The 13067-nt window shown below is 59.9% G+C and carries 16 protein-coding genes; 6 read left to right on the forward strand and 10 right to left on the reverse strand.

The features are described 5' to 3' along the window. The first annotated feature begins 32 nt into the window (after positions 1-32). On the forward strand, positions 33-1010 hold the full coding sequence (locus tag PL599_RS00320) for an esterase-like activity of phytase family protein (protein ID WP_271358768.1): 978 nt from the start codon (positions 33-35) through the stop codon (positions 1008-1010). Between the two features lie 2 nt (positions 1011-1012). On the opposite strand, the gene PL599_RS00325 is transcribed toward PL599_RS00320, so the two are convergent. The 3 genes from PL599_RS00325 to rpmB form a co-directional block, all read right to left on the reverse strand. Next, positions 1013-1348 (reverse strand): pentapeptide repeat-containing protein, encoded by a 336-nt coding sequence (locus PL599_RS00325; protein ID WP_077985339.1) that lies wholly within the window; start codon positions 1346-1348, stop codon positions 1013-1015. 90 nt (positions 1349-1438) lie between these two features. Continuing rightward, complete coding sequence (locus PL599_RS00330) at positions 1439-2083, reverse strand: queuosine precursor transporter (protein ID WP_077985230.1); 645 nt, start codon at positions 2081-2083, stop codon at positions 1439-1441. Between the two features lie 164 nt (positions 2084-2247). After that, entirely contained in the window at positions 2248-2538 is a 291-nt protein-coding gene (gene rpmB / locus PL599_RS00335; protein WP_003509888.1) for a 50S ribosomal protein L28, read from the reverse strand. Positions 2539-2790: 252 nt separating this feature from the next. On the opposite strand from rpmB, the gene PL599_RS00340 reads away from it, so the two are divergent. Next, complete coding sequence (locus PL599_RS00340) at positions 2791-3564, forward strand: DUF3108 domain-containing protein (protein ID WP_077985228.1); 774 nt, start codon at positions 2791-2793, stop codon at positions 3562-3564. 109 nt (positions 3565-3673) lie between these two features. Here the strand turns inward: PL599_RS00340 and PL599_RS00345 are convergent, their stop codons facing one another. Continuing rightward, entirely contained in the window at positions 3674-4114 is a 441-nt protein-coding gene (locus PL599_RS00345; RefSeq protein ID WP_269823431.1) for a cupin domain-containing protein, read from the reverse strand. Next, the gene (gene gloB / locus PL599_RS00350; protein ID WP_269823432.1) at positions 4114-4884 is read right to left on the reverse strand and encodes a hydroxyacylglutathione hydrolase; all 771 of its coding nucleotides are present in this window, start codon (positions 4882-4884) and stop codon (positions 4114-4116) included. The genes PL599_RS00345 and gloB overlap by 1 nt, the downstream gene beginning before the upstream one ends. A 106-nt stretch (positions 4885-4990) precedes the next feature. On the opposite strand from gloB, the gene PL599_RS00355 reads away from it, so the two are divergent. The 3 genes from PL599_RS00355 to PL599_RS00365 all read left to right on the forward strand — a co-directional run bounded on the left by PL599_RS00355 (position 4991) and on the right by PL599_RS00365 (position 7872). Then, positions 4991-5752 carry a class I SAM-dependent methyltransferase gene (locus PL599_RS00355; RefSeq protein WP_269823433.1) on the forward strand — a complete coding sequence of 254 codons (762 nt, stop codon included), beginning with the start codon at positions 4991-4993 and terminating at the stop codon, positions 5750-5752. Between the two features lie 84 nt (positions 5753-5836). After that, entirely contained in the window at positions 5837-6943 is a 1107-nt protein-coding gene (gene hisC / locus PL599_RS00360; RefSeq protein WP_269823434.1) for a histidinol-phosphate transaminase, read from the forward strand. Continuing rightward, positions 6943-7872 (forward strand): prephenate/arogenate dehydrogenase family protein, encoded by a 930-nt coding sequence (locus PL599_RS00365; protein ID WP_269823435.1) that lies wholly within the window; start codon positions 6943-6945, stop codon positions 7870-7872. The genes hisC and PL599_RS00365 overlap by 1 nt, the downstream gene beginning before the upstream one ends. A 69-nt stretch (positions 7873-7941) precedes the next feature. On the opposite strand, the gene PL599_RS00370 is transcribed toward PL599_RS00365, so the two are convergent. Further along, the gene (locus PL599_RS00370) at positions 7942-8943 is read right to left on the reverse strand and encodes a DUF2125 domain-containing protein (protein ID WP_269823436.1); all 1002 of its coding nucleotides are present in this window, start codon (positions 8941-8943) and stop codon (positions 7942-7944) included. 49 nt (positions 8944-8992) lie between these two features. On the opposite strand from PL599_RS00370, the gene PL599_RS00375 reads away from it, so the two are divergent. Further along, a complete protein-coding gene (locus PL599_RS00375) occupies positions 8993-9544 on the forward strand; it encodes a gamma-glutamylcyclotransferase (RefSeq protein ID WP_269823437.1) in 552 nt (183 codons plus the stop codon). Here the strand turns inward: PL599_RS00375 and PL599_RS00380 are convergent. From PL599_RS00380 to ftsE, 4 genes are all read right to left on the reverse strand, one after another. Then, the gene (locus tag PL599_RS00380) at positions 9517-10314 is read right to left on the reverse strand and encodes a lysophospholipid acyltransferase family protein (protein WP_077985222.1); all 798 of its coding nucleotides are present in this window, start codon (positions 10312-10314) and stop codon (positions 9517-9519) included. The two genes, PL599_RS00375 and PL599_RS00380, sit on opposite strands and share 28 nt — an antisense overlap. Before the next feature lie 115 nt (positions 10315-10429). Continuing rightward, positions 10430-11146 (reverse strand): YdcF family protein, encoded by a 717-nt coding sequence (locus PL599_RS00385; protein ID WP_269823577.1) that lies wholly within the window; start codon positions 11144-11146, stop codon positions 10430-10432. Positions 11147-11275: 129 nt separating this feature from the next. Next, entirely contained in the window at positions 11276-12283 is a 1008-nt protein-coding gene (locus PL599_RS00390) for a cell division protein FtsX (RefSeq protein WP_269823438.1), read from the reverse strand. Continuing rightward, positions 12276-12935, reverse strand: a complete 660-nt coding sequence (ftsE, locus tag PL599_RS00395) for a cell division ATP-binding protein FtsE (protein ID WP_077985219.1) — start codon at positions 12933-12935, stop codon at positions 12276-12278. The genes PL599_RS00390 and ftsE overlap by 8 nt, the downstream gene beginning before the upstream one ends. Positions 12936-13067 lie beyond the last annotated feature (132 nt).

The following is a 13067-nucleotide window of genomic DNA, read 5'->3' on the forward strand; positions in this document are numbered from 1 at the left end:
GTAAGGCTTCTTCCCTCTGCAAGACGCTTGCGATGGCCGCCATTCTCGCGGCCGCATGGCTGTTCCCGGTTTCCATCGGCGCTTCCACCATCGATGTGCCGGTGAGCGCGCGTCTGCTCTCCTCTTTCGAGGTCGGCACCAGCGAAAAACGTTTCGGCAAGCTGGAATTTGTCGGCGGCATGGTGATGAGCGCGCCGGAAAAGCTGTTCGGGGCGATATCGTCCATCCGTTTCCGCCCCAATGGGGAGGACTTTGTTGCGGTGCTGGATACCGGCCATTGGCTGACGGGCAGGGTCTTGCGTGACGCTCGCGGTGCTTTGTCCGGAATTGCCGATGCGCGCATCACCCCCATGCTGGACATGAGCGGGCGCGAACCGCCGCGCAAGATGGAGATGGATGCGGAAGGGCTGGCGCTGCGCGACGGCAAGGTGTTCGTCAGTTACGAGCAGCGACACAGGATCGATATCTATCCCGATCCGGGCTTCGCCACCGCAAAGCCGCTCGAACGTCTGCCATATCTCATCCCCAGCAACGAGTTGCGTCATAACGGCGGCCTGGAGGCTCTCGCGGTATCGTCGGCCGATTCGCCGCTCGCCGGCGCTCTGGTCGTCGTGGCTGAAAAAAGTATCGATACGGACGGCAATCTTCTCGCCGCCATATTGGAAGGCCCGCTGAAGGGCACATTCGCCGTCACGCATCATCCGTCATTCGACGTGACGGACGGTGCGTTCCTTCCCAATGGCGACCTGCTGCTTCTCGAGCGCCGCTTCAATTTCGCTGAAGGCGTGGGTATGCGCATCCGTCGCATCCGTGGTGCTGATATCCGGCCGGGTGCTGTGGTGGATGGCGAAATCCTCATGGAAGCCGGCATGGCCTACCAGATCGACAATATGGAAGGCATGGATGTGGTGAAGGGGCCGGACGGCTCGACGCGCCTCATCATCGTTTCCGATGACAATCACTCGTTCCTCCAGCGCAACTTGATGCTGGAATTCAAGCTGGTGGAGTAAAATCAGGCCTGCTGCTGTGCCGCCTTGTAGGCTGCCATCAGGTCCTCGACGGGAATGCCGTCGATCTTCATGCCGGTCATTCGGCATGACGTTATCTGCGCACCCGACAGGTTTGAGTTGCTCAGTTTCAGACCGGAAAAATTGACGTCATCGATCGACCAGCCGGACATGTTGTTATCCGTGAACGACGCACCCGACAAATTGATATTGTTGAAGCTCGCCCCGGAAAGATTGACGTTGTCGAAGACCGTGCCGGATAGATTGACGTCGTTGAAGGTTGAGCCTGAAAGCGTGGCGCTGGCGGCCTCCACGATGTCTATAACGTCCTTGATCTGCATGTCGACCTGCCTCCGCGCTGTGCCACGGACGACAGACTGCAATGCTGACGGCTGGCTTGCAAGCGCGATTTGATCCGCGCTTGCCCGGCCTCAAACGCGGCCCGTTTTGACGGTGTCCGGCATCGGCTTCAGCGTGTTCATCAGCGCGCCGTAGGGCAGGAGCATGACGAGGCCGACGAGAACCTTGACCGACAGATCGCCCAGCGCCCAGGAAATCCACCGAGGGGCTTCCAGAGCGAAAACGCCGAGCAGCGGCGCGCTTTCGGTGGCGAAGGCGTCGTTGGGGCCGACAAAGGAGAAGCTCGCGGCAAAGGCGATGGAGAAGAACAGGGCCGTGTCCAGCACCGATCCCAGCATCGAGCCCGCGAGTGGCGCATGCCACCAGCGCTGGCGGCGCAGGCGGTTGAACACGGAAATATCCAGCAACTGGCCGATCAGATAGGCGGTGCCGGACGCAACAGCGATGCGCGGAATGGATGTCCAGAAGGACAGCGTGACACCAACGACGAAGCCGGCAAGCACGACGCGACGCGCTATGGACGGGCCGAACTGGCGGTTGGTGAGGTCCGTGACGAGGAAGGCGATCGGATAGGTGAAGGCACCCCAGGTCAAAAGGTCGCCGAGATTGACGCCGAACAACGAGCCGGAAAGCGGGTATTGCACCAGAATATTGGACGCGACGACCACCAAAGTCATCAGCAGAACATAGATAAGCGTAAAACGCAGATAGGGCATTTTTTTATCCTGGGTGATGCCACCAGTTGGAGCCAAACATCGGAAGAAAACGTCTCAAACGGTTTTCGCAAAACCCGATGCAACGAAAATCTGGAACAAACAAAAGGCTTGAGCGGCAAAAGCCATCCAAGCCTTCTGAATATCAAATGATGTCGAAGCCGCTATTAAGCAGCTTCAGCCGTCTTCTTGGCGATCTGGCGGCGCAGGAGACGAGCGCGCATGCTCAGTTCGTTTTCGCCGGACTTCAGAAGGAAGGCATCGAGGCCACCACGGTGTTCAACGGAGCGCAGAGCGGCTGCGGAAACACGCAGGCGGAAACGCTGGCCGAGAGCATCGGAGATCAACGTGACCTGGCAGAGATTCGGAAGGAACCGGCGCTTGGTCTTGTTGTTGGCGTGGCTGACGTTGTTGCCCGTCTGGACGCCCTTGCCGGTCAATTCGCATACACGGGACATGGGTACACCTATTTCGTTTCGTCTGTTTCACCACTGGCTCGCCACCGGCAAAACCGGGGTGGCAATCCAACTGGCCATGATTGGAAAGTTGCGGTTCTATAGTCAGACGGGACCTAACAGTCAAGCCGCTCGCGATCAAATGAAAGGAAATTCCGGCGTTTTCAACCGGCATCCGCTTTTTTATTGCCACAAGTCAGCGTATATGATCGCCCGATAAGGCCGCTTCCGCGCCTCTTTTAAGGTGATATCGAAATGATTGCCAGAGGAAAAAGCATTTTCGTGGCCGCGACAATAGCGTTAACGGGCGTCTCCCCCTCGCTCGCCGCCGAAGCGCGCCACACAAGCGAATACAGCATTAATCTCGGCATTTTGCCGATTGCCAGGGCGAGTTTCTCGACTCGCATGGATGGGCCGAATTATTCGATCTCCGGTTCCTTCAGCGCCGCCGGCCTCGCCAGCATCCTCAAGGATATTTCCGGCAAGACGACCGTTTCCGGCGCCAAGCGCGGCCACCGGCTGCAGGCCAACGAATATTCGCTGGTCTACAAGGACGGCAAGCGGGTACGCACCTATGACGTTGTCTATCGCAACGGCAACGTCACATCGACGACGGTGAAACCCGAGCCGAAAGCCCGGCCGGACAACTGGGTTGACGTGAAAGACCGCGACCTGCGCTCGGTTCTCGATCCGATTTCCGGCCTCATCATTCCAGCCGGCGGCCGCATCTGCCCGACTCGCCTGCCGATCTATGACGGCGAATCGCGGCTCGATCTGGTTTTGAGCTCCAGCGGCACCAGGCCGTTCAAGACCAACGGTTTTAACGGCGACGCCATCGTTTGCAAGGCGCGGTATGTGCCGAAGTCGGGTTACAGGCAGGGGCGCAAGGATATCGAATATCTGAAATCCATCTCCATGGAGATCTGGTTCGCCAAGTCGAACAACATGGATGTCTATGCGCCTGTCTACGCCATCATTCCGACCCGGGTGGGGCAGGTCTATATCACCGCTACGAAATACGGCGGCTGACCAAGATTGGTGGCAGGGCAATTGAAAGTAGGCGTCGCCGCGTATTTCCTCTCCCCGGCGGGGAGAAGAAACAAGCGGAGCACGACCGGGCCTCTAATTGCTCTCAGGGTTATGCCGCATCACCTGGCGACCAGCCCGGCTCGGCCATAACGAAGCTCGAAAAGGCAAAGCCCGGCGAGACGGTGCAGCCGACGAGCGTGAAGTCACCGCGGCTTTCGGCCGATTGCCAGCAATTGGCGGGAACGATGACCTGCGGGCGCTCGCCTTCAAGAACGGCGGGGCCGAGCGTGAAGGTCCGCACTTCCCGACCGCCCTGCGAAAGATGCAGCGCAATCGGCGCGCCGGCATAATAGTGCCAGACCTCAACCGCATCGGTGACCCGGTGCCAGTGCGAGCGGTCGCCCTTTTCCAGGAGATAATAGATTGCCGTCGAATGACCGCGCTCACCGCCTGCCTTGTCGCGGAACGTCTGGTGGTAAAAGCCGCCCTCGGGATGCGGCTCCAGCCCCAGTTCGCGAATGATCGCCTGCGCCGATATCTCCGTTCCCATCAGAAATTGTCCTTGCGTGTGCGGATTTCTGCGAAAACATCGGCATCGGTGGCGCTTTCAAGGCCGAGATATTTGCGAATGCCGGCATCGGCCACCCGCATATAGGGGTTGGTCTGTTTTTCGAGCCCGATGGTGGTGGGAATGGTGAATTCATTCGCCTGCCGCACCTTTTCGATGTGGGCCGCGCGCTCGGTCAGTACAGCATTTTCCGGGTCGACGGTGAGGGCGAAACGGGCGTTCGTCAGTGTATATTCATGGCCGAAATAAACCTTGGTCTCATCCGGCAGTGCCATGAGCTTCTGGAAGGAATGCCACATATCCGCCGCCGGACGTTCGAACAGGCGGCCGCAACCCATGGCAAACAGCGTATCGGCGGCAAACAGCAGCCCGTCATCGGGCAGATAATAACAGATATGGCCTGCCGTATGTCCGGGCGTGGCGATAACCTGAACGCGGCGGCCGGCGAATTCGAATTCGTCGCCATCGGCCTGCGAACGGTCGAGGCCCGGAATCGCAACCGCTTCGTCATAGGGGCCGTGAATTTCGCAGTGGAACCTGTCTTTCAGAGCCAGATTGGCTTCCACATGGTCCTGATGGTGATGAGTGGTCAAGATATGGGTGAGTTTCCAACCGTGGCCGTCGAGCGCCCGCAGGATAGGCCCTTCTTCCGGGGCGTCTATGGTGGCCGTCGCGCCGCTTTCAGGATCGTGCAGGAGCACCCCGAAATTGTCGCTGCGGCAAAGAAAGACGTCTATTTCCAAAGGTTTCATCTTATCCTCTCCATTTGCCGGCCAAAACCGGCGCATTCGCCCACCTGCTTTCCTATGTAAGGGCAGACGCCTTGAAGTCCAACCGCCTGATGCTACATTCTCGCCCATGAATACCGATATCGTCGATCTGCGCGAATTCTATCATTCTCCGCTTGGCCGCGCGGCCGAGCAGGCGATCACCATGGCGCTTTCGACGCTGTGGCCGCCTTTGCCGGAAGAGCGGCTGGTCGGCCTTGGTTACGCCGTGCCGTTTCTGGAGCGGTTCCGTCGCGATACGGAGCGCACCTTCGCCTTCATGCCGGCGGGGCAGGGGGCTGTGAACTGGCCGGCGGGCGAGCTGTCTTCCACGGCGCTGGTCTTCGACGAGGAACTGCCGCTGCCTGATTCGTCGATAGACCGGGTCTTGATGGTGCATGCGCTGGAATTTGCCGAAAATCCGCGCGAAAGCCTCAAGGAACTGTGGCGGGTGCTGGCGCCCGGCGGCCGCCTCGTCATCGTGGTGCCGAACCGGCGCGGCGTCTGGGCGCGCATGGAACATACGCCTTTCGGTTCCGGAAGACCCTATTCACGCGGACAGCTGACGGCGCTTTTGCGCGAAACCAATTTCACACCGGGCGCCTCCGCCGAGGCGCTGTTCTTTCCGCCCACCACAAGCCGGCCAATACTGAAATTCCGCCGTTATCTCGAACATACCGGCCGCAGGCTGTGGCCACTGTTTTCCGGCGTCATCGTGGTGGAAGCGCAAAAGCGTCTCTATCAAGGGCTGCCAGTCACCCAGCGCGCCTCGCGCCGGGTTTTCGTGCCCGTGCTGGCCCCACAGGGCGTGCCCACCACCCGCGCCGCGGCAAGCCAGAGAAAGCCGCGCTGACCCTCGACAAAGTGCCCATTCCGGTCTAATGCCTCCGGCATTGCTTTTGCCGGGTTCTCCGGCGTTTTTCCAAAGGTCGATCAAATGAGTGCAGAGCTTAGCCAACCTGTTCCGCGTCCGGGTATTCTGGATATCGCCGCTTATGTTCCGGGTAAGGAACATGTGGACGGCGTTGCGAAGGTTTATAAGCTCTCCTCCAATGAAACGCCGCTTGGGCCGAGCCCGAAGGCGATCGAGGCTTTCAGCGCTGCCGCCAGCCATCTGGAAATCTATCCGGACGGTCAGGCGATTGCGTTGCGCCAGGCGATTGCCGACGTGCACGGTCTCAATATCGCGAACATCCTGTGCGGCAATGGTTCAGACGAGCTTCTCGGCCTGCTTTGCCACGTTTATCTGGGTGCGGGCGATGAAGCGATCATCACCGAACACGGTTTCCTCGTCTACAAGATCCAGATCATGGGTGCGGGTGCTACCCCGGTGACGGTGAAGGAAAAGGATTGCGCTGTTGATGTGGATGCGATCCTCGCCGCCGTGACGCCGAAGACCAAGATGGTTTTTCTCGCCAATCCGGGCAATCCCACCGGCACCTATGTTCCCGTTGCGGAAATCCGCCGCCTGCAGGCAGGCCTGCCGAAACATGTCGTGCTGGTGCTGGATGCGGCTTATGCCGAATATGTCCGCAAGAATGATTACGAGGCCGGTCTCGAACTGGTCTCCGGCAACCGCAACGTGGTGATGACCCGCACCTTCTCGAAGGTCTATGGTCTCGCCGCGCTGCGCGTCGGCTGGATGTATGGCCCGGTCGAGATCATCGATGCGCTGAACCGCGTGCGCGGGCCGTTCAATATGAGCGCGCCGGCTATCGCGGCGGGCGCTGCGGCCATCCGCGATCAGGCCTTCGTTCAAAAGGCGGTGGCGCATAACGCCCTGTGGATGGAAAAGCTGGTGAATGCCTTTGTCGGACTCGGCCTTACCGTCACGCCTTCGGTCACCAACTTCATCCTCATCCATTTCCCGGATCAGGACGGCAAGCGCGCGGCGGATGCGGACGAGTTGCTGAGCCGCCGCGGTTATATTCTGCGTGCGGTCCGTGGTTACGGTTTCCCGAATGCGCTGAGAATGACCATCGGTTCTGAAGAGGCCAATCTCGGCGTCATCGCGGCCCTCACCGAGTTCATGGGGCAGGCGTGATGGCTGAGATCATGTTCGAACGCATCGCGCTGATCGGCATCGGCCTGATCGGCTCGTCGATTGCCCGCGATGTCAGGGAATTGGGGCTTGCCCGCCATGTGACCATTTCCACCCGCAGTGAAGAGACGCTGACACGGGCGGAGGAACTGGCGCTTGGCGCGGATTACACCGTTTCGGCGGCTGAAGCGGTCAAGGATGCCGATCTCGTCATCGTCTCGGTGCCGGTCGGTGCTTCGGAAAGTGTGGCGCAGCAGATCGCGCCGCATCTGAAGCCGGGCGCCATCGTCACCGATGTCGGCTCCACCAAGGCTTCTGTTATCGCGCAGATGGCACCGCATATTCCTGACAACGTGCATTTCATTCCCGGCCATCCGCTGGCGGGTACGGAAAAATCCGGCCCGGATGCCGGTTTTGCCGGTCTCTTCCGCGAGCGCTGGTGCATCTTCACGCCGCTGCCGGGCACGGATGCCGCGGCGCTGGAGAGGCTGAAGGATTTCTGGCGGGCGCTGGGTTCCCGCGTGGATGAGATGGATGCCGAACATCACGATAAGGTCTTGGCGATCGTGTCGCATCTGCCGCACATCATCGCTTACAATATCGTCGGCACGGCGGACGATCTGGAGACGGTGACCGAATCGGAAGTCATCAAATATTCCGCCTCCGGTTTCCGCGATTTCACCCGTCTTGCCGCCTCCGATCCCACCATGTGGCGGGATGTCTGCCTGCATAACAAGGATGCAATCCTTGAGATGCTGGCGCGGTTTTCCGAAGACCTCGCTTCGCTGCAAAGGGCGATCCGCTGGGGAGAAGGCGACAAGCTGTTCGAACTGTTTTCCCGCACCCGCGCTATCCGACGCTCGATCGTCCAGGCCGGTCAGGATGTTGACGCGCCGGACTTTGGGCGTCACGCGCTGGATCAGAAGAAGTAGGGCGCATTTAGTCTCCCTCTGTCATCCTCGGGTCAAGCCCGAGGATGACAGAGGGTATAAATCAACTGCTCAAATCGGCGGGATTTTCCCAAGCGGAATAAAGCCGCTGACCGTGGCGCGGCCACGATCTACCACGAGATCGACGGATGCCCGGTCACCGCCGCCGGCGAGCGCGCCGAGCAGTTTGCGGGCCGTATCGATGGTGGATTGCAACTGCGGGAAAACCTGCTTGGCATTGTCCGACCATGCGCCGAGCTTTTCGATCTCCAGCTTGAACTTGCCCGAAAGATAACCCTCATTGTCAAATGAGAAGGGGCCGCTGATGCGCATGGTGCGGCCCTCGCCAATATCGGCCACCAGCCGGCGAAGCTCGCCGCTGGTGCCATAAAGGCCGGATTTGTCGCTGCCATCCACCATGCCTGCCTTGCCCGCCAGCGTCACGTCCAAGATGGCGTCGAGGCGGGGAAGAACCTGCGGCCAATCCTTGATGACGGTTGCCGAATCGGTGAGCGTGATGGCCCCGTCGAGATCCGCGCCGTTCTGGCGCAGATGCATTTCCGTTTTGACCGCGTCGAAATCGATGGTCTGGCCGGTGACGGAAGAAATCGCCTGCGCCTTCAGCCCGTCGATGACGAGCGAGCTGCGGTCGATGCCCTTCAGCTTGGTGACGATGCTGGACTGCATGTTCTGCCAGGCGGCTGAGATCGTCAGGCCATGGGCGGAACGGATTTCCGCCGGCGAATCGAGTTCCCAGACGATGTGGCCGGGATTATAGACCTGCGCCGCCGAGCGAAGTTCACCGAAGGAAGCGGAAACGCCGTTCTCCTTGTCATCCACCGTCACCCTGGAGCAGAAGAGGCCGATGCGGAAGGGATAACCCTTGAAGGCGATATCGCCGCATTCACCGCTGACGTTGCGGGCCTGCGAGGGGGCAATGACGTTCAGAACCGTCTGTTTCAGCCTATCGGCGGCATAAAACCACCCGGCGGTATAAAGTCCGATGACCACGAGGATGGCGATGGCGAGCCAGAGGAATTTTTTGGCGGTGCCGGATTGGCTTGACGCTGCCATATTGATCTCCGATGAACAGACTTCAGACAATTTCGATTTGGCTTGCGATATGGACGATTTTTGGGTCTTTGGCTACGGTTCGTTGATGTGGAACCCCGGCTTCGCCTTTGAAGAGCGGCAGCAGGCGCGGCTTCACGGGTATCGGCGCTCACTCTGCATCAGTTCCAATTTTTATAGGGGCACCGAAGAAAAGCCCGGTCTCGTTCTCGGTCTGGAGCGCGGCGGTTCCTGCCTTGGCGTCGCTTTCCGCGTGCGTGGAGAGGACCGGGAGCCGGTCATGGTCTATTTGCGCGAGCGCGAACTGGTGACGAATGTCTATAAGGAGCGGCTGGTTTCCATCGCGCTTTCCGATGGCAGGCGCAGCAGCGCCGTAACCTATGTGGCCGATCCCGCGCATAAGCAATATATCGGCGGTCTCGGCGTTGCCGAGTCGGCGACCATCGTTGCAGCCGCATCGGGCCGGTCCGGGCCGAATACGGATTATGTCTTCAACACCGTGCAGCATCTGCAGGAGATGGGCATTCGCGATTCCCTGCTGGAGAGCATCGCCAAAAATGTCGGCACGCTCGTTGCTCAGCCGGCGGCGGTTTCCTTGCCCTGAAGTTCGGCGATCCGCTTCACGGCGGTCGGCGGCAGCGGCAAATGCGGGTTGTTGCGCACCGTTTCCAGCAGCAGCTCGTCGCTCGCCTTTTCCGTCACATCGATCAGGCGCTTGAAGAACACGTCCGGGTCCAGCCCCGGCTCGATGGCCGGCAGGATACGCACCTTGAAATGGCCGGGATAACGCATGGTGGACCGGCGCGGCCAGAACAGGCCGGGATGCATGGCGACGGGAATGACCGGCACCTGAAGGTCCCGGTAAAGCCTTGCGATGCCATAACGATATTCAGGCTCCGCACCCGGCGGGCGGCGTGTGCCTTCGGGATAGATGATGAGTTCGCGGCCGGCGGCCATTTCCTCTTTCGCCCGCTCCATCACCTTCAGCATCACTTTGCCGCGGGCGGCGCGGTTGACCGGGATCATGCGCTGTTTCATGGCGTACCAGCCGAACAGCGGAATCCACAAAAGCTCGCGCTTCAGAATATAGACCGGATCGGGAAGATTGGGCAGCAGCGCGTAGGTATCCCAGAAGGACTGGTGCTTGGGCGCGAAGATGCAGCCGGTTTCGGGAATGTTTTCCAGCCCTTCGATCTCGAAGGTGGTGCCGACGATGGTTTTCATCAGCCAGTGGTTGGATCGCGCCCAATTCTTGGGAATTTCGTAGGCGATCTTGCGCGGCAGGATGAAATAGATCGGCGTCAGCACGATCATGCGGACAATCAGGTTGAGATAAAACAGCGTATTGAAAAGAAAAGAGCGCAGCTTGAGCATCAACAGCCTTCCCGGAGCGCAGCCGTTCCGAAGCCGTGCATATGCCTCGATACCGGATGCCGATGCCAGACGCCTACACGAAAACAAGGGGCCGCAGCAAGCACGTTCTCGCCGGTCAGGACGAAGCGCTTGTCGTCGTTATCCGGGAATAATCGGCGGCGGCCTTGCGCAGACCGTCGCCCTTGCCGAAACCGGTGAGGTCGCGTCCCGCCGCCGCCACGAACTTCAGATATTCGTAAAGCATGGTTCTCACCACATCCGGCTCCACGAACCAGTTGGTGCGGACAAGATCGGCGCTGATGACGGGATAGGCGATGAATTGCGTCTGCGGGCTGGCGCTGCGCAATTCATGCAGGCTGCGATGCATGTGGTAATTATTCGTGACGACGACGATGGAGGAATAATTGTGGTCGCGTATCCAGCTTGCGGCCTCACTGGCGTTACCGATCGTATCGATCGCCTTGTAGCCCATGTCCACGCAGCAGGAAAACATGTCGGATGACCCTTGCGTCATCTTGCGGATTTGCGAGCGAGTGGTGGCCGGGTTGACGCCGGAAATCAGAAGCCGCTTGCCCACGCCGTCTCTGAGCAGGCCAACGGCCTGTTCGATGCGCTGATAACCGCCGGTAAGAACGATGATGGCATCGCCTCTCGCCCCCTCCGGCGGACGCATGGAGGCGACGGAATCGGCAAACCACAGGAAACCGCCGGAAAATGCGCCGAGCGCAATGACGCAAAGCAGGATGAGGACGCGAATAAAACGGCGCAAAGGACCGCGCCGCGACAACAGGCCTTTTCTGGCCGGCCGCGCCGTCGTCTGATCCTGGTCCATCCGACTCACAAACATTCCTCCTGAATACTCGCCGATTAAGGCAAGGAACAGGCATTTTTGTCCACCGTCTGCAGGTTACATCCGGCTTGTGACGGTTTCAGTTTTCCCGCGGAGTTATCGGGGATAACCTCACGATGCAAGCCCATCGCTTTTCGAGGGATCGGAGCGGACGCGGTCGATATCGTCGATGGTGCGGATGACGGTTATACGAGCCGTGAGGGTGGTCAAAAGCGCGATGACGATCATCGTCATGGCGATGCCGAGATACCCGCCGAGACCCACCGAAAACGAGCCGAAAAGCGCGCTTGCCTGATCGCTCTGCGGCGTGGCGACAGTGCTCGATTGCCAGAAACCGGCGACAAGGAATACGCCGGCGGCCAGTGCGCTGCCGACCGCCGCCCCCTTGAGGCTGATCTTCAGGAAGTGCTTCTGGAATTCACGCGCCACAAAGCTGCTTTCGGCGCCGACAAAATGCAGAACCTCGACGATATGCCGGTTGCCGGAAAGCGCGCCGCGCGTCGCAAACACCACCGTCAGCACCATGGCGGTGAACACGAGGATAAGAACACCGACGCCGATCATGACAGTGGTTCTGGCCATGGAGACCAGCCTGTCGACCCACGTGCGGTGGTCGTCCAGAAATGCCTGCGGAATTTCGGCCTTCAGCATATCCCGCATCGCCTGGAAATCGGGTGGATTGTTTTCGTCGATGGTGATGACGACGAGACGCGGCACCGGCAGTTCCGAAAGATCGAGACCGCTGCCGAGCCACGGCTCCAAAAGGCGCGACGTTGCCGCATCGTCGAGGATGGTGCCATCCCGCGTGCCCACGAAGGTAAGCGCCAGATTGCGCGCCTTGTTTAGCGCCGCATTCATGTCCAGCCCGTCCTCGGGCTTGATCTGGATGGTGATCTCGCGGGAAATCTGGCTCTGCCAGGTGGCGGCGGTGGCGCGCACCATGGAGACGGCACCAAGGGTGAGGCAGGCGAGAAAGGCCATGATGGCGATCACCACCATCAGCGCATTGCCCTGAATGTTGGAAGGCGGCAGGATCGGCGCCATCGGGCGGATGCGCATGGGCGGGCGCTTCGGCTGCGCCGCTTCCGGCTTCAACGGCTTGCGGTTGATCTCATTCATAGATATCGAGCCGCCCTTCAGTGAGGATCATCCGGCGCGCATCGATCTGGTCCATCAGGCCAAAATCATGGGTGGCGATGACAACGGCCGTGCCCAGCCGGTTGAGTTCCAGGAAAAGGTTGAGAAGGCGCTTGGCCATCGGTGGATCGACGTTGCCGGTCGGCTCGTCGGCCAGCAATATTTCCGGCTGGTCCATGAGTGCGCGGGCGATGGCGGCACGCTGCTTTTCCCCGCCGGAAAGAATGGCCGGCAGCACGTTGATGCGCTCGCCAAGGCCGACCCATTTCAGAAGCTCTATCACGTCGTTGCGATAGGCGCTTTCTTCCTTACCGCGCACGCGCAGCGGCAGTGCGACGTTTTCATAGGTCGTCAGATGGTCGAGCAGCCGAAAGTCCTGAAACACTATACCGACGCGACGGCGCAGCATCGGCAACTCGCTACGTGGAATGCGCGAAACGTCACGGTTGAACATGCGGATATGCCCGCGCGTAGGCTGCAGCGACATCAAAAGCAGGCGGAGCAGCGTGGTCTTGCCGGCACCCGAAGGGCCGGTCAGAAACTGGAACGAACCCTTGGGGATATCGAAGGTCATGTCCCTCAGGATCTCGGGTCCCATGCCGTAACGCAACCCGACATTTTCGAAATGGATCAACGGACTTCCAGTCTCTTCGTTTCGTGGTGCTTCGCAAGCCGCTGGCGCATGAGGCCCGGACGGCGCGGTCTAACCCGGTTCCGGTGGCCTGTGCGAGCCGTTTTTGCGAAGCATTAACCAATTAAATTTAAA

The organism is Agrobacterium sp. ST15.16.055, from assembly GCF_027956555.1.
Classification (GTDB): domain Bacteria; phylum Pseudomonadota; class Alphaproteobacteria; order Rhizobiales; family Rhizobiaceae; genus Agrobacterium; species Agrobacterium salinitolerans.